This window comes from Paludibaculum fermentans (assembly GCF_051172195.1).
GTDB classification, from domain to species: Bacteria; Acidobacteriota; Terriglobia; order Bryobacterales; family Bryobacteraceae; genus Paludibaculum; species Paludibaculum fermentans_A.
Genome location: NZ_JBPJAQ010000001.1, coordinates 5212486 through 5233530 on the forward strand (window position 1 = coordinate 5212486; position 21045 = coordinate 5233530).

Sequence of the window (21045 nt, forward strand, 5' to 3'; positions counted from 1 at the left end):
TCCTTAGTTCCTAACTGGCCAGTACGGGCAGGGAGAGAACCCCGGTCTTGACGGCACGCGCCGATTGGGGCGGTTCTTCGTCAGCCGACAGGTCTGAGATGGTGATGCTGTCAAGCAGGCGAAGGATTCCTTCATGCACGCGGCGAAGCGGTTCCCGCACTGTACATTGATCTGAAAGATCGCACTCCCCGTGCTCTGTGAAGCACGTGGTTAAAATGATCGGCCCATCGATCGCCCGGATCACTTCCAGGGCCGTAATCGTCGAAGGATCCCGGGAGAGGCGGTAGCCGCCGTTCGTCCCCTGTTCGGAGAGCAGGAACCCTTCCCGGACGAGCTTCTGAAGGACCTTGGATAGCACCGGAACGGGAATCCGGAACGCTTCCGCCAGTTCCTTGGCGCTGGCCGAGCGGTCCCGGCCATGAACGGCCAGGTGACGCAGGCTGATCAGCCCGTAGTCCGCTTTCTTGGTCAGCTTCAGCATGAGTCAGTATCTCGGACTAATTCAGTCCCACATCCAAAGTACCACTCAGGGGGGAGCCCGTCAACCGCAAAGAGGCATGATTCTTCATGCACTTAAACTAGGACTAAAAAGGTCCTCAATGCAATGGGTTATAGACCTAACCGGCACGATTCTGCAAAGGCATACATGGTAGACTTACTAACTGCTGATACAGGTGAAAGCCCACGGATGATCCGGATTTTCAAAGTTTTCATTCCAGCCTCAGTCGTTGGACTGCTTCTATCGGAGACCTTGTTAGTGATCGCCTGCTACATCGGCGCTTACGCGCTGGTGGGGCCGGACAACCTCGACATCTTCCTGTTCTACGACGGGGGGATGGAGCGGGTTCTGTTCGTGGCGGCGAGCGTCCTGGTCGGCGTGTATCTCAATGATCTGTACTCCGAATTGCGGGTCATCTCCCGGCTTCGTCTCGTGCAGCAGTTCTGCCTAGTCATGGGCATGGCATTTCTGGCCCAGTCGCTGGCCAGCTATGTATTGAAGGATATGGTGTTGGGCCGCTGGCACATGATGATTGGCAGCGGGCTGGCCATCCTCGTGCTCCCGGCTTGGCGTCTGACCTACGATGTGCTTTTCATCCGCAAACGGAACCGCCGGCGGATCCTCTTCCTGGGCGCGAACAATCTCGTCAAAGCGATCGTGAAGACGATCCAGGAGAAGCCGCAGTTCGGCATGAGCTGCGTGGGCTACCTGGCTGAGTCGCCGGTGGAAGACGAGTTCACCCGGGTGGTCCCCTATTTGGGGACAGTCTCCAAGCTGCGGGCGGTCTACGAGGCGCACAAGCCGTCGATGATCGTGGTGGGCCTGCCGGAGCAGCGCGACCGCATGCCGATGGAAGACCTGTTGGAACTCCGCGTGGCGGGCGTGCCCGTGGAAGACTCCAGCTATCTGTATGAAACCATGCTGTGGCGCGTTTCTCTCGACGCTTTGAGGCCCTCCCAGCTATTGTTTTCCAACGCCATTGGACCCAACGCCCGCAATCTGGCCATCCAACGGCTCTACTCCACCGTGATCTCCCTGGCCGGATTGCTGATTGCCCTGCCGGTGATGGCCATCGTCTGGGTACTGGTACGCCTAACCTCGCCGGGCAAGGCCGTCTACAGCCAGCGCCGGGTGGGCCTGAACGGCAAGGAGTTCTTCGTTTATAAGTTCCGATCGATGTATATCGACGCGGAGGCTCGCACGGGCGCTGTCTGGGCGCAGAAGAACGATCCGCGGGTGACTCCACTGGGCCGCTGGCTGCGCAAACTGCGTCTGGACGAATTGCCCCAGTTCTTCAATGTGATCCGCGGGGATATGGCGATCGTCGGCCCCAGGCCGGAACGGCCGGAATTCGTGCGCGTGCTCACTGAGCAGATCCCGTTCTACAACCAGCGCCACGCAATTCTACCGGGGATTACGGGTTGGGCCCAGATCAACCACAAGTACGGCGACACGGTGGAAGACACGATCACCAAGCTCGAGTACGACCTTTACTATTTGAAGCACCTCAGCCTGTCGCTGGACATGTACATCATCTTCCACACGGCGAAAGTGATGCTGCTGAGCAAAGGCTCTCAGTAGTAGAATGGAAGATGTCCGGCCGGCCCTCTCCTGAGCGGGAGTAACTCAAGGGTAGAGTCACAGCCTTCCAAGCTGTTGGTTGCGAGTTCGAGTCTCGTCTCCCGCTCCATACTCACCACAATTTGCGAGAAGATCCGACGCCGGCAACGGAACCACAGCACTATGCTCCCGGAGGTTCCGTTCTCCATTACAACCACAAAGCCTGCCGCCTTCAGTCGCTGGGCTCTGGATCAGGCTCGAAGTCCTCGAAAGCAGGACCTCAAAGGCTCCGGAGTTGACACCGATGCCAGGCGGTCCACCGGCAGCGGAACCTCGAACTGAATTCGATTGCAATCAGCCAGTGCGAGTCCTATGATTCCCATGGCGGAAGAGAGCTTCACCAGGAGCAGGCGCCGGTGCAATCCCTGTTTCCTGATGAGTCCTCTCGCGCCTGTCGCTTGCGGGCTGTCTTTTGCCAGGCGAACAGCCTGAGGCAATTACTTCCCGCCTGTGGGCAAGGAAGGGGAGTCTGAATGCGGACCTCGTTGCGGAGATTCTGGTTGAGAATCGCCGTGCAAGGGGGTTACCGCGGTTGGCTGCTGCTGCTCCTGATTGCGGGGATAGCGGGCAGCGGCTCGGCACAACCGCGCGAGACCTGGCGCTACTTCACTTCCAGCGACGGCTTGGCCGAGAGTTTTGCGGGAGCGATCTCTGCCGGTGTGTCCGGCCAAATCCGCATCACACATGGCCAAATCCCCCAGATGAGCCTGCTCGATGGGTTCACCGTTAGTCACATTCCCTCGCCCGGAATTGATGCACGTGTTGAGGAGGGCGGCGGCCAGTTGTGGGCTGTCGATCTGGAACCCGGGAGGCCTGCCAGGGGACTCAAGCGCTTCACCAATGGTAAGTGGATCTCCTTTCCAGTCCCGGATTTTGGCGAGCCAGATCCATCGAGCATGATTCAGGCCAACGGGGCGCGCCGCTTCTATCCCCTTTCCGCCGATCGGGTGCTCTACCTCTCAGCTCGAGGCCTGCGCGAGTATGACGCGGCCACTGGCCAATCGCGCCCGGTTCCCGCCAGCGGATGCAGCATCGGCACGGTCCACTCCATCGTCCCGGCTGGCGCCTATGGCTTCTGGATTGCCGCGGATCAAGGGATTGCCCGCATCTCGTTTGGGCCGGATGCCGGTAAATCCTTCCGCTGCGAGAGGTGGGCTCGCGAAAGCCATGGCGATCTCCGGGCATTCAGCAACCTTTTTGACGGCGGAGAATTCGTTTATGCCAGCGCACTGGAGGCCACCGGCCGCGCAGTATTGATTCGGGCTGACGAATTCAGGGCCTCAGTGATCGCCCGGACTGGCGAAGGTGAGCAGCGGATCGCGGGTTGGCCGGGAATCCATGGCGGCACATGGGTACTTCGACAGGGGGGGGGGATACACAGGCTTGGCTACCTGTGGCCTGACGGGGTGGAAGAACCCGTCCCGGAGAGCAAGGTGCTGTCCGGCCGCATTCTCGACGTCGCTGTTCAACCGCATGGAATCTTCTGGCTGGCCGGCGTGCTCGGCGTCGCCCGCTACGCCCCTCCTGTCTGGCAGGCCCCTGGCCTGTATACACTGTCTAAGGCCCACGTGAATACGATCCAGGAGACCGTCACTCACGAGACGTACTTTCTGGGCGCGCGGAAGCTCTGGATTCTCGCAGCCGGCCACTGGACCGGACGTGAGTTGCCTGTTCCCCAAGCCACCAACATCGGGCTGGGAAACCGGCTCGCCGTGCTGCCAGGCGGCCGGCTCGCGATCCCGGTCAGGGTCGTCAGTGGGACGGACCGCCTGCTTGTCTACAATCTCCGCCACGATAAGTTTGAGACGCCCTCGGTTCCAGGGCAAAGCAACTGTGCGTTTGTCGGCGCGCGCGGGGTGGATGGCGCATGGGTGGGGTGCATCGGGAACGATCAGCGAGTGGACATCTACTCGTATGACGGGACAGCCTTCCGCCATGCCTTCCGACTCCCGTTGGAGGCGAAGAACGAGTGGCCACGCGCAGTCGTCAGCTTCGATGACGGCTCCGTCTGGGTGGGGGCATTCTGGGAAAAGAGCCTTTTTCGGTATCAGAACGGAGAGGTCACCTACATCCCGCTCCCGCCCGAGAGGAGCGCAATGGGTGTTTCTGATATCGCTGGTCTACCGGACGGGAAGCTCCTGGTGGGCGGACGAGGCTTCCTCCTTGAGTACAACGGCAATACATGGCGTGAGGTGGCCAGGGATCTTGAAACAGTTCGGAACATCTACGTCGCTCGCGATGCCAGCGTCTGGGTGGCCGGAGGCGCCGGACTTTTGCGTTGCCGCGACGGAGGCTGTGTTCAAGTCAGTGCGGAAGATGGACTGCCCGACGCGAGTGCCTGGGCGGTGAGTGAGGATTCACACGGGCGCATCCTGGTGAGCACGACGCTGGGAGCACGTGTCCGCGAAAACCAAGCCGATCCGGATCCTCCGGCTGCAGAAGTGCCAGCGGATCTGAACGTTCCGCGGTTCGCTCCGGGCGGAGAAATCCAGATCATCCTGCACGCGAGGGATCGCTGGAAGTTCAGCGCCCCACACCGGCTGCTCTTCTCTCACCGTCTGGATGCCGGCACCTGGTCGGCCTTCCATGCCCGCCCGGTGCTTTCCCTCAAAGGAATTGCCGGAGGTTCCCATCGTCTCGAGGTTCGTGCCCTGGACCGCAATTTCAATGTCAGTCCAGCGGTTGTTCATGAGTTCGAGGTCCTGGTGGCCTGGTATCGGCAGCCATTCCCAATACTGGCTTTGCTGCTGACCTGCGCGATTGTGACCTTCTCTATCCATCAGCACCTGAGCCGCCATCGTGACTTGGCTCGTCTGGTTGAGGAGAAGACGCGCCAGATCGCCGCCGACTACCAGGAGCGTTCACGAATCCAGGAGCGCTTCCAGACAATCCTGGATCGGGCGCCTGTCGGCATCTATGTTAAGGACCTTCAAGGACGCTATCTGGTGTCCAATCTGCAGCACCAGATCCTGCTGGGAGGTCGGCGCGCCGAGGTCCTCGGGAAGACCGACGCAGAGATCCCCGGCACGGAGACTTGCGGTTTCCTTCGGGCGAACGACGAAGTCGTCATTGAGCAGGATCGAGTGGTTCAATTCGAAGCAACCGATTCCCGAGAGGGCGCCCAACGCACTTACCTGATCATCAAGGGTCCTCTATATGACGGCAGCGGCCAACCTAACGCTGTCTGCGGTATCTCCACCGACATCACGGAATCCAAAGCCATCCAGGAGCGCCTCCACCGTTCTCAGCGCCTCGAAGCGATCGGCCTGCTTTCCGGAGGTATTGCGCATGACTTCAACAATCTACTGACCGTGATCAACGGTTACGCCGAACTGATGCAGCAGGTTCCGATGACCAGCCCCAATTGGCGCTCGCACGCCGAAGCGATTCTGCAGGCTGGCCAGCGCGCGGCCGCGCTCACACACCAGTTGCTGGCGTTCGGACGCCGCCAGATGATGCAGCCACGGGTGATTGACGCCAACGAAGCCATCAGCGACCTTTGCGCGCTGCTGCGACGGTTGGTGCGGGAGAGCGTCACGATTCATTTCGCCCCTTCCCCCGCACCGGCCCTGCTGGATGTTGATCCCGCTCAACTGGAACAGGTGGTGATGAATCTGGTCATCAACTCTCGCGACGCCTTGCCGGGTGGTGGCGACATCCGCATCGATATCGCCGAATGTCGAGTGGCGCAATCCCATCCTGCCGCGATGGACGGGCCGTGCGTCCGGCTGCGGGTGGCCGACACCGGTATTGGGATGGATCCCCAGACGCTCTCCCGCATCTTCGAGCCCTTCTACTCAACAAAGGAATTTGGCAAGGGTACAGGTTTAGGCATGGCCACTGTCTATGGGATTGTCCGGCAAATCGGGGGCGAAATCGAGGTGACGAGCACCCTCGGCAAGGGAACTACCGTCGACGTCTATCTGCCGGTCGCCAAACGAGCCGCTGAGCCAGTGAAGCCGCCGCTCGCTGTCTCGGTCCCGCGCGGCAATGAGCGGATCCTCGTGGTCGAGGACCAGCCGGCGGTGGGCAAGCTGATCCTCGACGTACTCACACACAATGGTTATGATGTACGGCTGACATCTGATCCAACTTCAGCCCTGGCTCTCAGCGAATCCTGCGACTTGCTGGTTACCGACGCTGTCATGCCGGTGATTCATGGAACGCAGTTGGCCCAGTCGATCATGGCCGCCCGTCCGGGCATTCGTGTGATCCTGATGTCCGGCTACGCTGACCCGCGCACTGACCGGGAGCACCTTGATCTTCCGGTCACTTTCCTGGCTAAGCCCTTCGCTCCGAGCGTTCTCATTAAGGCTGTCCACGAGACGCTCCGGAATCCACCGTCACCCCACCGCTACAGCCGTGAAGCTGATGCCTGAGGTTCGGAACGTCTCCAGGACGACTACCTAATGGAGAGCGCACCCGTTTGAATCATCGCCGCTCGTGGCACCATGGGCTGAAATCTGCCCATCGTATGGGGATCTAATGGTTCAGACCGATCCGTCCGATATGTTTCTGGGTGAAGTATGCCTACTCATACGGTGTTCCTGCCGGCTGAACGGCTGTCCGGCGAGCAAATGCTGGAGCAGGCTCGGCAGATCGGGGAGAATCCGACCTTGGCGGCCATGCTCGACATCTCGCCAAATATGGTCGCCTTGGTGAATGCCGAAAGGCAGATTGTCCTCTGCAACGACGCCTGCGCAAAGGCCGGTGGACTGGCCAATAAGAACGACGCCATTGGGATGCGGCCAGGTGAACTGCTGCACTGTGTCCATGCCGCGGAGATGCCTGGCGGCTGTGGCACCAGCGAGTCTTGCCGCTATTGCGGTCTGGTGCAGGAGTTGGTTGCGGGGCAACAAGGTAATGCGAGTTCGGGCGAGTGCCTGCTGCAGTGTGATGACGGGACCGGAAGCGGATCGGCGGAATACGCAGTGGATGTCAAGCCGTTGCCGGAACTCTCCAAGGGGTGGCAATGTTACTCGCTGCGCGACATTAGCGCCGAGAAGCGGCGCGAGGCCCTGGAGCGGACATTTCTTCACGACATCATGAATCGGGCAAGCGCCGTCGAAGGCGTTTCAACCGTGCTGGCTGGCGAGCAGATGCCGCAGGAGGAGCAAGCCGAGTTCATAGAAATGCTCTCTACGTCGGCACACGCGCTGGTGGAGGAGATTCGTAGCCAGCGGATGCTGCTGTCGGCTGAAAGAGGCGACCTCGCGGTGGTCAAGTCCGAGGTCGATTCCCTCAACGCACTGCACGATGCCGTGGCTGCCTGCAGGTCATTCGGCTTCGCACAAGATAAACAGGTGGTGATCCAGAACGGTGCACCTTCTGTCCAGTTTGAGATCGATGCCGCACTGCTGGGCCGCGTCCTGATCAACCTGTTAAAGAATGCGCTGGAGGCCTCCAGAACGAAGGAGGTGGTGACAGCCACCTGTGAAGTGATTCAACCTGGCCTGGTGCGGTTCTCCGTGCACAATCATGCCGTAATGAGTGAGGACGTGCGTGCTCATGTGTTCACACGGTCATTCAGTACCAAAGGAGCCGGCCGGGGCTTGGGGACGTACAGTATCCGATTGCTGACGGAGAGCTACCTAGGCGGCAAGGCATGGTTCGAGTCTCGTGCTGGCGCAGGGACGACGTTTTATGTTGAATTCGCAAGGTAAGCAGCGGGTGAGTGGCTGGCTGATTCGCTGACGCATATCACCGGACTGGCGATACACAGGACTACTTCCGGCGCAGCCACCGACCTCGACCTCCTTGAGCGCAAGCCGGTCCACCCAGCAACATCAGATCTTCCTTCTGACCTCGAATCTCTTGTGCTCTCAATTCCCACTTGCCGACCCGTGGATGCCGGCAAAGGCGCCGGTTGAGCTCATCGAACAGCTCAGCCAATTGCCGCAGGCTTTGGGTGTGAGTCTGCCAGGCCCTAAAACTGATTGGGTGCGCCGGGTGTGGGCACGCCGCTGGCGATCTGCGCTCCCCCAGCATGAGTCTTGCTCAGCGGGGCGGTCAGGCTGATACCGCTGCCGGAGACCTGAGCTCCGGCCGAATGCGTCGCCGTGAGCGGCACGGAGACGGTAATTGTGCCGCCACCCCTTCCGAAAGCCGTGGAGGCGATCACAGCCGTCTCCTGTTTCGCGCCGCTGTCGACCGTAATGGTCTGCCCGGCGCTGAAGCCCATCCCGCTAGCGACGGGGAGAACGGTGGCGCCGGTGCTGGTGTCTGTCCGCACCGTGGAAGCGCCAGCCGTGCCCACTGTGGCGATGACGGCGGTCTCGAGATTCGCCCCCGTATCGATCAGGATCTTCTGGCCCGGGGTAAACCCGGTCATATTGCCGACCTTGATGTTGGTCGCGCCCGCGGACGCACCCAACGGCAGGAAAGCAGAGGCCTGGGTCTGGAAATCGGTGCAGTTGCTATCGGCGTCGGCGCCGTTTGGGAAGCGGCCGCGGCTGCGGCCCGCTCCACCGATCGGAAGCGGCACCACCACGATGCAGCCGCCCTTGCCCTGGTCGCCCTCCAGCGTGGCCAGTTCGGGGCTGGTAATGGTCCCGTTGCCACTGGAACTGCTCTGCTGGGATCCGTAGACCATCGCGTCGACCACGGCGCCTGCGGCGTCCAGGAGCGCGATAGAACCGGCCCTGGCCGAGAGAGTGCCCCCGAACCATTGATTGGGCGCCGGCGGCCCCTGGTAGCCCACAGTAGCGGCCTGGGTATTCACCACGGCCGCGCCGTACTCGTGGCTCCTGGCCAGAGGACGGTCGAGCGTCAGGCCGCTGCCCAGCGCCTGCACCGCGTCGCCGCTGACGTGCGGGAACCTGGTAGCCGGCGTGAAGCTGATGCCTGTTCCCACATCAGAGACGTCAATGCCCGCCGCGTGGTCGAACTTGAGTGGGGCTGCGAGATCAATGCCGGCGCCGCTGGCTCCGCTGGAACCGGCGCTCTTCACCGTAGCGATCTCTTTTCGCCCGCCAGTGCCGATCGTCAGCGTGTCACCGGGCCTCACGTTGTCGCTGGCCGCAACCTTGATGTTGGTGGCGCCCGCGGCCGACGCGGCCGACAGCGTTGTTTGTGTGGCTGCCTGGCCGACCGCGGTGACCGTGGCCAGTTCGTAGTTGCCCCCAATGTCGATGCCGATCTTCTCCCCTACGGAAAAGCCGGCCGCGTTCGTCACGGGCAGGTTGGTGGAGCCGGCCGGCACCGTCAGCCACGGTCCCGTAGACACGGGTTCGAACACCGTCGTCAGTGCCGCGGCGGCTGTCCCCATCTTGGCAATCGTGCGGATCTCTCCGTCGATGTCGACCTTCTCACCCGGCGCGAGACCGATGATGCTCCTCACCTGGACCGTCGTCGCACCCACAGTGGCCGGCGCAGCCAGTCCTGAGCCGGACAGGCCGAGAAGATAATAGGCGCCACTCTCGAGCCTGGTCCCGGTAGGGATGGTCGCCAGTTTCACGCCGGCCCACTGGCTCTGCGTATTCACAAGAGTCCAGTTGGAGAGGTCTGCGGCGCTGGAACCAGCGTTATAGAGCTCGATGAACTGGTCGGTCGTGTTAGTGGTGGTGCCTAGCCGCACTTCGTTGATCTTCACCGGCAGTACATTCCGCACTCTTGCGGGTATCGCGTCAAACTGCTTTCGGCCGGCAGTTGGAATCGACCACTCAGCCCGGCCGGTGAGGAAGCCGGCGCCGGTCTTCGACGGAGAGGTGACCTGGAACGCCGCGCTCACACTGGCGCCCGGCGCCACCGGCGCGTCGAATGTCTTCGAAACGCTGCCGGAGACGCGGGCGGTCCACCCCGCGGGGACCGAGAGGCTTAGCTTGACCCCCGTCGCAGGCACCTCAGAGACATTGGTGAACGTCGCGGTGACGTTCTGCGTCGATCCCGGAGTGAATGTCGTGACTCGCGACAGGCTCACTCGTTGAACGTCATACCGCGCCGCCACGACATTGGCCTGCACCTCATCTGTGGTGGCTTCTGTCGGATAGCCAGTGGTCATTACCCCCTCGTAGAACGTGCCGGCCGAGCCGTTGCCGTTGTCGCCGCCGATGCCCAGCAGGATCGCCCCCTGTTTGTGCATCGGGTAATAACTGCTGTTGGTCCGGGAGCCTGGGCGGATTCCGCTGTAGAAGGTGGTCAGCCCGCCCTTCTGCGCGTTGCCTCCGCGGAGATCCCACTTGTTGCCGCCGCCGCCGTCGACGACGGCTGTCACGAACCGCCACGAATCGATGGTCGGATCGCCGGGGTTCTGTTTCGCGTTGTAGCCGGAGAACAGGCCCGCTTCCAGGTCGGCCATGATCCAGGGGCCGGGTCCGTCGCCGCTGCCCCACGCGGTGGCGGTACCAAAGTAGGTGGTTTCCATGGTGCCTGTGCCCACGGCGCGGCCGTTGGTCGAAGAGTTGCCGTAATCGAAGCAGCAGCCGCTGTCATAGTGCGTGCCGTCGATGACGTAATAGATGCCCTCCGGCTCGTCGTTGATGGCCAGGTCCCTGGCATCGTTGTTGCGGAACCCCATGCCCGGCATGATGTACACGCCGTATGCCTTGTGTCCACCAATCGTGATGGGCGCCATGTCCGCGATGGGCTGGGTATCGAATCCGCCCTTCGCAGGACCTGGAAACAGCGGACCCGGGGGCGACTGCAGCAGATGGTTGCCCTTACCGGACTGGTCATAGATCCGGTTGATGACACACAGCGTATTGGTGCAGAAGGCGTCCTGCGCGGCCGCGTCAGCGACCCCGCCTGAATCCGCTATTGGCGATGCGGTGGGCGGAAGGATGCCGATATCCAGCGTCTTTCCGTCAGATGCGCGTTTCACCTGGTAGAGCGGGCCGCTGTAGGCGGCGTAAAGCGCGCGTGTGGTGCTGTGTGCGGCCACACAGGGGGTGCCCGCCGCGCCATAGATGTCGCACGGACCCTGCAGCCGCGGGGGCGTTGCCCCAGCCAGCGCCAAGGCCAGCACGGGTATCAGTACACCAAGGATTCTCATTTTCATACCGGTTTCTACTCGCAATTCAACTCTTGTGGAATCGGAGGAAGCCGCTGAGCACTGGACCCTGGCGCGTCAGCGGCTTGCCTCCCGCATGCTTTTTCGCCCGTTACTTCGACCGGACGTACTGGTTGGGCGCGCCTGGAGTGGGCAGGCTCCTGGCCACTTGGGTCCCGCTGGAATGCGCTTTGGTCAACGGGGCGGCCAGTGTGATGCCGGTGCCCGTAACGGGTGACCCGGCTGCGTGCGCAGACTTCAGCGGCGCCGCCACGGTGATGGAAGAGTTCCTGAACCCGAAGGTGACGGAAACAACCACTGCCGTTTCACGGTTCGCTCCGTCGTCGACCAGAATGGCCTGTCCGGCCGTGAAGCCCATTGCACCAGTGACCGGGATTACGGTTGCGCCCGCGTTGGTGGCAGTACCCGCTGTAGTTGCCCCGGCCGTGCCGACTGTTTCGATCACGGCATTTTCCAGTTCGCCACCAGCGTCGATGAGAACCGTCTGTCCGGCCTTGAAGTCTGCCACGCTGGCGACTTTGATGTTGTTCGTGCCGGCGGCCGAAGCGGCCGACAGGGTGGTGGCGGGCTGCAGCAGGAAATCGGAGCAGTTGCTGTCGGTATCGGCGCCGTCCGGGAAGCGGCCCGCGCTCCGGTTCGTCGCGCCCGACGCCGCAGCGGCGGGTCCGAAACCACGGGCAAAGCCGGGTGCTGGCACAAGGCAGCCGCCCTGTCCTGACCCCGAGATGCCATGATACCCCTCTGAGGCCCACGGATCGACCGGCAGGCCGTAGTTGAGGCTGTCGACCACCAGGCCGCCGGCGTCACGCAGCACCATGTTGCCGGCGCTGGAGGAGAGGGCCGGGCCCCCGAACCATTGATTGGGGGCCGGTGTGCCCTGATAACCAGCGGTGGTCACCGCGGCGTCCCGCACGGCCGCGTTGATCTCGTGCTCTTTGGCCAGAGGTTTGTCCAACGTGATGCCCGTACCCAGTGGCTGCACGGGCTCGTTGCTCGAATGCGCGAAGGTGGTCGCCGGTTGGAAGGTGATGCCCGTACCCCTCACACTAAAGGGCATGTTGCCCGCATGCGGGAAGCGCAGCGGAGCGGCCAGTTCCAGTCCTGTGCCCTGGGCGATTGCCTCCTCCCGGTTGAGGTGCGGCTTGGCGAGGGCCGGAGCAAACTCGACGTTGGCCCCGACCGCGCTGATCGTCACTGTCTCCTGGTTTGCGGGCGTGCCGATCGTCAGCTTGTCGCCCACCGTGAAACCGTTTACGCTGCGGACTTTGATGCTGGTCGCGCCTACGCTCACATCCGCGGTCAGCGCGGTGCGGCTCGCCTGGGTCCCGACCTTTGTCACCGTGACGGTCTCGATCCCATGGCCGACGCTGTCGATGTCGAGCCGGATCTTGTCTCCAGCCGAAATGTTGGCTACCGAAGTCACCTTCAGATTGGTCGCTCCGGCGGGCGCGTCCACACCCAGGAAAGCCTGCGTGCCCGGTTTGCCCACCGCGGTAACTGTGGCCACTTCATACTTCTCCACCGTCCTGGCGACGGTGGGATAGGTGGCGCCGTAGCCGATGGCAATCTTTTGCCCCACTTCAAAGCCCGACACACTGGTGACGGGCACGTTGGTCGAACCGGCGGGATTCGTGATCACCATCCCGTCGGGCAGGGGCTGCCACAATGTCGTGCTGTTGCCCGCCGCCGTTCCTACGCTCGCGATCTTGCGCGTCTCCAATTTGGAGCCGGTGTCGATGTCGATCGTATCGCCGGCCGACATACCAGTCGTGCTCCTGACGTACACAGTGCTTTCACCGCTGCGCGCAGGCACCGCCAGCCCCGAGTTGGCGAGACCCAACAGGTAGAAACCGCCCGGCGCAAGCTTCGTCCCGGCGGGCATCTTCACTGACGAGAAGATCGCCTGCTGGGTCTGGTGCTGGGTCAGGCTCCAGTTGGAGAGGTCCACGGCGCCGGCTCCGGCGTTGTAGAGCTCGATAAACGAGTTCGTCGAATTGGGGGGATTGCCTGCGCTGACTCGGAATTCGTTGATCCTGATGGGACTGACGTTCCGCGCTTTCGCCACCGTTGTTTCCGAATGCGTTGTTCCGCTCGGGCCCGTCCAGGAAGCCGTCCCTACCAGGTCGCCGTTGAAGGCCGCCGGCCCTGAGGTGACCTTGAATGTTGCATTCACACTCGCGCCGGGGGCCACTGCCTCAGGAATTGTCACCGGCGTAGTCTTGGAGCCAGCTGCCACCGAGGTCCACTGCCTGGGAACGGAAACACTCAGCTTCACGCCCGTCGCCGGCGCCCCTGTCGTATTCGTGAAGGTCAGGGTGACGTCGTGCGAGGATCCCGGCGAGAACGTCTGAACTCCAGGCGGGGTGGCCGTGGCAGCCGCCGGCGCCAGGCTCAGCCGCTGCACATCGTACTTCGCGGCCACTACGTTGGCCTGCACCAGTTGGTCGGTGGCGTCCGAAGGGAACGTGCCCGCGGCCGTCATCGCGCCTTCGTAGAAGGTGCCCTGCGAGCCTACACTGTTGTCGCCGCCATTGCCCAGCAGGATGGCGCCCTGCTTGCGCATCGGATCGTAGGTGACGTCGATGCGCGGCCCGTCGAACATGACCGACAACGGCCCCCGCTGCGCGTCGCCGCCCATGGACGTCCAGTGATGTGGCTCGCCCTTGGCGATCGCGGTGACGAACCGCCATGTGATACTCGGCAGGTTTGTGCAGAGCTTGGATCCATCCGGATTCACACAGCCCACCAGGTTGTTCTCCTGGTCGGTCATGATCCAAGGGCCGTTGCCGGTGCCCCGGTACCAGGGCGTGGCGTTGCCATAGTAGGTGGTCTCCATGGTGCCGTTGCCGTCGTCGCGGCTGTCCGTCTCGGCATTGCCGTAATCAAAGCAGCACCCGGAGTTATAGTGGTGGCCGTTGATCACCCAGTACTGTCCCTCCGCCTGGTCGTCCACGGCCGTGCCCTTCGCATCGTTCAGGCGGATGCCCATGCCCGGCGCGATGAAGATGCCGTAGACTTTGTGACCCATCAGCGTAACCGGCGCCATGTCCGCCACGGGGAGGTTGTTGAATCCCCCCATGGCCGGACCGCTGAAGCCGCCGCGCGGCGCCTGGATGAGGTGGTTTCCCTTGGGAGACTGGTCATAGAGAATGCTGATCCAGCAGTGCGTGTTGGCGCAGAAGGCGTCCTGCGCCGCCGCATTGGCATAGCCGCCCGCGTCCGGCACCGGTAGCGCATTGGGCTGGACCACACCGATATCCAGGGTCTTGCCATCCGACTGGCGCAGCACTTGGTAGAGCGGTCCGTTGTAGGCGGCATAGAGAGCGCGCGTGCTGCTATGCGCGGCCACGCAGGGGGCGCCCGCGGCGGCGTAGACATCGCACGGGCCTTGCGGACGCGGCGGTGCTGCCCCGGCCGCCGTCGCCATCGTCAACGCGGCGCACAGCGTTAGCGCCCTGGTGAACATCTGCACAGGTGTGATTCTCGTATTCATGTTTGTCCTAATTGCCTTTGGCCAACTGCCGAAATAAAGCCTTGTCGAACTCCTCCAGCCCCGTGATGCCGCGCAGGTGGTTGACGGGAATCCACGGAAGCCAGGTCCGGTGCGCCCCAATCCCACGAGCGCTCAGAATGGTTACTTTGCCCTCGATGTCTCGACGCCCCGCCTCACCGTGAAATACGGTTGCTGGTTCAACTCAGCCCCGAGCCCCGGATACAGCGCGGCGCTCTGTCCCATCCCTCTCACCTCGAAGTAATACTGAAGCCAGTACTGTGAACTCGTGTAGTCGGCGGGAATCGCTGCCCTCCAGACGCCTCCGCGAGCCTCCATGGCCACCGACTCCCAGCGCTCCGCTTGGTTCACATGCCGGAAGTGCATTTGCACCGACGACATCGGAGCGGAGGAGCTCAGCGTGATTTCCAGCGGCCCGCCGGCCCGGAATCCCGCCGCGGGCGTATGGAGACACGTCGTCGGAACACGCCGCGGGCGCCCGGTGGCCTGGGCAACCGCCTGCGTCAGCAGCGGAGAACCGTCCACGGCCCTGGCTCCTTCCAACTTCCGGGCGACCTCCGAAATGTCGGCATCCATGGCGGGCAGCCGGTCCATCCAGTGACCGCGCAACTGGCGCAGTTCGCCCACCGTGATGTCCGGAACATAGACACCCTTGCCGCGCTCGGCCACCGTCGCGAACGCCGTGCGAGCCGCCCGGTACAGCCGAAGGCATTGCTCCAACGCGCTCCGATCGCCGGTCTGCTCAAAGATCCTGCACAGCACACCAGCCCGGAACTTGGCGCCGAAGAATCGCCCAAGGCCCACCAGGAGGTCGACATCAATGGCGGCGCGGCGGTACTCGGGGCGGTCCTTTCCTGTCGACAACGCCTGCGCCTGCGTGGCACTCTTCGCCGCTGCCGCCGCGAGGTCCTCAATCCACTGCGCCACTTCCACCGGCGAGTATTGCCCGCTCACCTTGTCCTTCAGTAGATCGTCCGCATAGTCGTTGATTCGATAGAAAAGCTGCGGGTCCAGCGGGCTGACGTTACCAAAGACCCTGGGTGCCGGGCTGTCCGTGTAGGGGCCGGGCTGCGTGGCATCCACCAGCGACTGGTTCAGGTACACTTCCGGCCAGTACGTGTTATTGCCCGCCGACGCCGCGTGAGCCGTGGTCACAATGGGCAGAATGCGGCTGCCGTGAGCCAGCGCCGATTCCATTGCTCCCGCCCCGGGGCCGAACTGGGCCTGCAGATAACGCTGCCAGACATCCGGGGCCGAATCCGGGTTGTACAGCAGCCGGCCCCAGATACGGTGGCCGTAGACGTACTTCTCCCAGTCCCACCGGGGATTCAAGGACGCGTCGGCATACGCGCAACGTCCGCCCGGTAGACCCGATCCGCGCCGTCCTTTGAACGAGAGCGGCTCCATGATCTCCACACCGGCGCTGCCGCAGAACCCGAAGGCCCGGGCGTAGGCGGCGGCGGTCAAGGGGTCGCCCCACAGCAGCAGGCGCTGCGTGCCAGGCCAGATGCGATGGACTACGTCCCATTTCCGATCCTCGCGGAGCAGGTCGCCGTACCCATACCGCAGAAAGCTGCGCGATCCGGCGCTCAGCTTCATCAGCCGGCTGGTCTGTGCGTTCGGCTTCGGCCGCTCCAATTCGCGGATGTCCGCCTGGTGATAGGGCATCCCCAAATGCTCGCCCCAATACTTGGGCGAGAGCTTGACGGGCATGCCGGAGCCGACTGCGATATCCAGCATCGCCTGGTCCATGCCCTTGGAGTGCATATCGATCTCAACGGTACGCCCACACGTGGAAACACCCTCGAAAACCGTCTTCCAGAACTGATAGCTGCCTTCATCCACCCCGCTTTCCCCGTGGACGCGAAACGTCACGCCGCTGATGGCAGGACACGCCTTCAGCAGCGCCCGCACGGCATCGCGGCAGTACGGCCCATGCGTCTCGTGGGTCAACCCCTCAATCGTGTAGTTCGGATTCGGGCTGTCAATCCACTCGTAGCCGTGCATCCAGAGCCCTAACTGAAACTCCATCCCGCGAGCCACCGTCTGCTCGCTGATGTATCGCAGCATTTCCAGATTGCTGTCGCGTTCACGCTCCGCCAGCTGTGGCACGCGCACGCGATAGCCGGGGACGTCCAACAGGAACGGATAAGCGAAGAGGAAATAGGCGTCCGTGACCTTCCGCAGAAAGTCGTAGCCGATACCCAGTGCGAGGTTGAAGCGATTGAAGCGCTGGCCGGCGAGCATGGTGAGGTACGCGCCCCACATCGGCCGGTCGTTGAACCAGGGTCTGTCCTCCACCTCGCTGGTGAAGAGCCGCGTGACGCTGCGGAGCTTGTTCGCCGGCTGCTCCACCACGGGCTTCGGCACCGCCACGGCCTCCATCAGATTGCTGCTGTATCGCGCACGGTCTGCCAGTTCCAGCACGGCAAAAACGACGCCGCGCACATCGGTCCCGCAGGCGGCCACCACGCTGCGGCCCGACGTCCTGCCCGATGCCAGCACCAGCGCCTCCGGCATGGAGGGAAGAGGTGCTCGCGCCTCATTCAATACGGCCCGCGCCAGCGCAGCCTGGGCGCCGGCCACGGTGATGCAGAAACTCGCCTCCCGCGCCTCGGCCAGGCGGGCGCACCGCTGCACGGCCACCCCTCTCTGCTCCAGCGCGCCTTGCAGTTCCCCGGCGGCCCATTGCACCGGTCCTGATGAGCCGATCGGGTCAGCCGGGTCGATCACGATCGACACGCCCGAGCCGGGCGCGGCCAAACCGGTTCCTACGGCCGAAAGCCCGGCTGCCTGGAGAAACTTCCGTCTGCTGGATGAGTTGGGCGTCATGTCAATCCTTGATCCATCTTTTGCCGCCGGTCTGGCTACTTCATGTAGCCCATCTCCCTGTAGTAGCGGGCGGCCCCGGGATGCAGTGGAACCTCATACCCTTTCCACACCGTGTGCACGTTGTACGAGAAGTTCAAATGCCGCCACTGCAGCAGTTGCTGCTGCTCATCCATCGCCTTCGCAACGGCATAAGCGAAGCTGTCCGGCATGTCAGCCCGGCCATAGATTACGGTGCCGGTGCGCACCACGCTGGGCATGGGTCGGTCGATCCCACGATAGAGCCCCGCGGGGATCACGCCGCGCTCCTGTTCGCCGGCCGTCGCAAGTTCAGCCAGCAATCCGTCGGGCAATTGAAGGAAAGTGAGGTCGAACTTCTGGCTGATCTCCGTCCAGATTCTCCACTCCGGCGCGGTCGTCATCGGACCGCCGCCTCCGATGACAACGTCGAACTTCTCACGGTCCTCTGCCGTATTGCCAACCCGCCCGCCCGCCTCCTCGATGGCCTGCCTGGTCAGGCCGAAATGAGCCAGGATGCGGGTCGAGTCGCCGCCAATGCCTGCGGTGAGGATCCGCACCGGCCACCGCTTCTGCCTGATCTGCGCAAGGTCCGTTATCCCGGTTTCGGCCTTGGCCGCCACCAGCACATAACTGGGATCCTGGATGTTGGCAATGAACCGCAGGTTGGTGCGCGGCTTGTCTTTGGAGTATGGCCCCGTTCCCTTATATGCGTTGCGCAGGAACTGGATCGCAACAGCACCGAAGTCGATGGCGCCAAGTCCCGGCACGTTGCGCGGAGCCAGGATCTCGGGCACGGCGGGATCCGGTTTGTACGCCGGCGGCATCCGTGCTTCGCTCACGATCCGCGGCGCGTCCACCGCATTGCAGTTGTAGCAGATCTGCACGTCGTAGCCGTACGGCTTCAGCGCCGCCTGGACAACCTCCGCCATCGCGCCCCACGGGCACAGGCGGCATGCGCCGCCAAATACCGGCCGCTTGTCCTGGATCCCGGTTTGTCCAGCAGCGAGTACCGCGGCAGTCAACAGGACTGCCGCCAGGCGCGGCATCGATTGGCTTAGTCTTGCCAAGTGGTCACCTCTGTTTGCGGGGTATTCCGGCTCCCTTCGCAATCCTCACCCCGGGGCGAAATCGTCTCAGGTGGCGAAGGTCGCTGGTAACGCTTTCACTGAACTCTATTGCATCGGGCATTGGAAGTCAAAGCCGCCTGACTGCGCTTTCTCGAGTCGGGTTTGACTCTCAATTCGCTCCGCGATAGACTCGCTGCTGTCCATTCCTGCAAGCGCGTGCAGGGTGGTTCGCCAGTGTGGGCCAAACTGCCCTGCACGCGGTCACGCTAGTCCGGAGAATTTCACATGGTTTCTCGTTCGACCATCTTCGGAACCGTCCCCGCCCTTGTCTCTGTTGCGCCGGCCAGCCCGGCTCCGATCCTGTGAAAGACTCATGACGACTCCATCTTCCACCGCCCTGCGCCAGACAACTTACGCCCTCACCGCGATGCTCTGCGCGGCCCTTTCCGTTAGCGCCCAGCCGCCCAGGACGCGCTCCTGGGCTGCGGACAACGGAAACGGAACCTACTCGAATCCCTTGTTCTACGACGAGTTCTCCGATCCCGACATGATCCGCGTGGGCCCCGACTACTACCTCACCGGCACCACCATGCACACCATGCCCGGCTTGCCCATCCTGCACTCCCAGGATCTGGTGAACTGGCGCATCATCGGCTACGCCTTCGACCGTCTCGATCTCGGTCCCGACTTCCGGCTGGAGGACGGCAAGGAGATCTATGGCCAGGGCATCTGGGCGCCCAGCTTCCGCTTCCACAACGGGACGTACTACATCTTTGCCAATGTGAACCGCTTTGGGCTGCAGGTATTCCGCGCCTCCGATCCTCGCGGACCGTGGAAGCACAACCGCATCCAGCAGGGCCTCCACGACCTGTCCGTTCTCTTTGATGACGATGGCCGGATCTACGCCGTCTACGGGGCCTCCACGATACGAATCGTGGAACTGAACGCGGACCTCACGGCCCTGGTGCCGGGCACCGATCGTGTCCTCATCGACAAGAGTCTTGGCATGGGCGAGGGCTCGCACATCTACAAACTCAAGGGCAAATACTACATCGTCAGTGCCGTCCCCGGCGCGCACGTGCCCATGAAGTGTGCCCGGGCCGAGAGCCTCGCCGGCCCCTGGGAAGTGAAAACAATCAGCGAGAATGAGAGCCTCGGCATTGGCCAGGGCAACCGGCCGAAGAACTTCCGGCGGCCCGCCCCGCCCTTCGAAATCACGCCGCCCAATCCGAGTGAGAGCCTCAGCCTTACCCTGCACCAGGGCGGCATCATCGATACCGTTACCGGCGAGTGGTGGGGTTACTCCATGCAGGACCACAACGCCGTGGGCCGCCTTACCTCGTTGTCGCCGGTCACCTGGGTCGACGGTTGGCCGTACTTCGGACTGCCCGGCAATCTCACCCGCACGCCCTCCCTCTGGGTGAAGCCCAATACGGGACGCACCAGCCCCCTCACTGCGCCCTACGATCGCAATGATGGTTTCGCCGGCCCCAAGCTCCAACAGGTCTGGCAGTGGAACCATCTGCCCGACGACTCCAAGTGGTCGCTCACTGAACGCCCCGGCTACCTGCGCCTGCATTCGCTGCCCGCCCCGGACTTCTGGTTGGCGCGCGATACGCTAACCCAGCGAGTCATGGGCCCGGAATCCATCGCCACAACGGAACTGGATGCCGCAGGGCTCAGGAACGGCGATTCCGCGGGTCTGGCCCTCCTGAACCTGCCTTACTCCTGGATCGGCGCCTCGCGCCAGGCAGATCAACTCACCTTGGAGTTCTTCGATCAGCGGACCGCCAAACCCGTTCGCGAGCCGCTACCCGGGACCCGCATCTGGCTTCGGGTCCACTGTGATTTCGACAAGGAGACCGCCCGCTTCAGCTACAGCGCGAATGGGAAGGAGTTCAAGGATCTCGGCCCCGAACTTCCGCTAGCGTTTCAGTTGAAGACATTTCAGGGCGTTCGCTTCGGGCTGTTTCACTACAACGCCTCAGGCGCCGCCGGAGGGCAGGCCGACTTCGATTCCTTCACCGTTCTGGAACCGCGGCCGAGGGGGCTGATCGAGCCGATTCCGGCCGGCCGGTGGATCACGTTCTCTGACCTTTCGAACGGAAGCAGCCTGACGGTAGTTGATGGCAAACTGCTGACGGCGGCCGGGGTAGGGAAGGCCAGCGCTTTCCAGGTTGTGGATCGGGGACGCGGCCGCATTGCGCTTCGCACCGCCAAGGGGCAGTTTGTCTCCGTGTCGGGCGCCGGCAAACCCGGCGAAGTCTTGTTGAAGCCGGGCAAACCAGGTGACGCGGAGACGTTTCAGTGGGTGGACCTGCAGCGCGGCGATACGCTGCTATTGTCGCTGGCGACGCACCGCTATATCGCCGCTCCAAAAGAACCAGGCCTTGTGTCCGCCGATCATCCCGGACCGGCGCCGGACCGCAAGGATGGCTCCTGCTTCACCTGGAAACCCGCTCAACGCTAGGATCCTCGAAACCCATGGGCA

At 62.9% G+C, this 21045-nt stretch carries 9 protein-coding genes and 1 tRNA gene; 5 read left to right on the forward strand and 5 right to left on the reverse strand.

What is annotated here, in order from left to right:
- Window positions 1–10: 10 nt before the first annotated feature.
- Window positions 11–481 carry an RrF2 family transcriptional regulator gene (locus tag ACR9Y2_RS21045; protein ID WP_435043625.1) on the reverse strand — a complete coding sequence of 157 codons (471 nt, stop codon included), beginning with the start codon at window positions 479–481 and terminating at the stop codon, window positions 11–13.
- 207 nt (window positions 482–688) lie between these two features.
- Between ACR9Y2_RS21045 and ACR9Y2_RS21050 the strand changes: the two genes are divergently transcribed.
- The 4 genes from ACR9Y2_RS21050 to ACR9Y2_RS21065 all read left to right on the forward strand — a co-directional run bounded on the left by ACR9Y2_RS21050 (window position 689) and on the right by ACR9Y2_RS21065 (window position 7782).
- Entirely contained in the window at window positions 689–2080 is a 1392-nt protein-coding gene (locus tag ACR9Y2_RS21050) for a sugar transferase (protein WP_435043626.1), read from the forward strand.
- Window positions 2081–2114: 34 nt separating this feature from the next.
- Window positions 2115–2189: transfer RNA gene (locus tag ACR9Y2_RS21055), tRNA-Gly, on the forward strand.
- Window positions 2190–2592: 403 nt separating this feature from the next.
- Entirely contained in the window at window positions 2593–6498 is a 3906-nt protein-coding gene (locus ACR9Y2_RS21060) for an ATP-binding protein (RefSeq protein WP_435043627.1), read from the forward strand.
- Between the two features lie 246 nt (window positions 6499–6744).
- Window positions 6745–7782 carry a sensor histidine kinase gene (locus tag ACR9Y2_RS21065; RefSeq protein WP_435044888.1) on the forward strand — a complete coding sequence of 346 codons (1038 nt, stop codon included), beginning with the start codon at window positions 6745–6747 and terminating at the stop codon, window positions 7780–7782.
- A gap of 263 nt (window positions 7783–8045) precedes the next feature.
- Here ACR9Y2_RS21065 and ACR9Y2_RS21070 read toward each other — a convergent pair whose 3' ends face one another.
- The 4 genes from ACR9Y2_RS21070 to ACR9Y2_RS21085 form a co-directional block, all read right to left on the reverse strand.
- The gene (locus ACR9Y2_RS21070) at window positions 8046–11114 is read right to left on the reverse strand and encodes an arabinofuranosidase catalytic domain-containing protein (protein ID WP_435043628.1); all 3069 of its coding nucleotides are present in this window, start codon (window positions 11112–11114) and stop codon (window positions 8046–8048) included.
- A 103-nt stretch (window positions 11115–11217) separates the two neighbouring features.
- On the reverse strand, window positions 11218–14619 hold the full coding sequence (locus tag ACR9Y2_RS21075) for an arabinofuranosidase catalytic domain-containing protein (protein WP_435043629.1): 3402 nt from the start codon (window positions 14617–14619) through the stop codon (window positions 11218–11220).
- A 141-nt stretch (window positions 14620–14760) separates the two neighbouring features.
- Window positions 14761–17469: a hypothetical protein gene (locus ACR9Y2_RS21080; RefSeq protein ID WP_435043630.1), complete on the reverse strand. Its 2709-nt coding sequence runs from the start codon at window positions 17467–17469 to the stop codon at window positions 14761–14763.
- 35 nt (window positions 17470–17504) lie between these two features.
- Entirely contained in the window at window positions 17505–18554 is a 1050-nt protein-coding gene (locus ACR9Y2_RS21085; protein ID WP_435043631.1) for a TAXI family TRAP transporter solute-binding subunit, read from the reverse strand.
- Window positions 18555–18927: 373 nt separating this feature from the next.
- Here ACR9Y2_RS21085 and ACR9Y2_RS21090 point away from each other — a divergent pair, with 373 nt between their 5' ends.
- Window positions 18928–21024, forward strand: coding sequence for a family 43 glycosylhydrolase (locus tag ACR9Y2_RS21090; protein WP_435043632.1), 2097 nt, complete (start codon window positions 18928–18930; stop codon window positions 21022–21024).
- Window positions 21025–21045: the final 21 nt, after the last annotated feature.

What these genes read in the sequence shown, in the direction of transcription:
- ACR9Y2_RS21045 (WP_435043625.1), bottom strand. Translation starts at nt 481, where the DNA reads ATGCTGAAGCTGACCAAGAAAGCGGACTACGGGCTGATCAGCCTGCGT.
- ACR9Y2_RS21050 (WP_435043626.1), top strand. Translation starts at nt 689, where the DNA reads ATGATCCGGATTTTCAAAGTTTTCATTCCAGCCTCAGTCGTTGGACTG.
- ACR9Y2_RS21060 (WP_435043627.1), top strand. Translation starts at nt 2,593, where the DNA reads ATGCGGACCTCGTTGCGGAGATTCTGGTTGAGAATCGCCGTGCAAGGG.
- ACR9Y2_RS21065 (WP_435044888.1), top strand. Translation starts at nt 6,745, where the DNA reads ATGCTCGACATCTCGCCAAATATGGTCGCCTTGGTGAATGCCGAAAGG.
- ACR9Y2_RS21070 (WP_435043628.1), bottom strand. Translation starts at nt 11,114, where the DNA reads ATGAAAATGAGAATCCTTGGTGTACTGATACCCGTGCTGGCCTTGGCG.
- ACR9Y2_RS21075 (WP_435043629.1), bottom strand. Translation starts at nt 14,619, where the DNA reads ATGAATACGAGAATCACACCTGTGCAGATGTTCACCAGGGCGCTAACG.
- ACR9Y2_RS21080 (WP_435043630.1), bottom strand. Translation starts at nt 17,469, where the DNA reads ATGACGCCCAACTCATCCAGCAGACGGAAGTTTCTCCAGGCAGCCGGG.
- ACR9Y2_RS21090 (WP_435043632.1), top strand. Translation starts at nt 18,928, where the DNA reads ATGACGACTCCATCTTCCACCGCCCTGCGCCAGACAACTTACGCCCTC.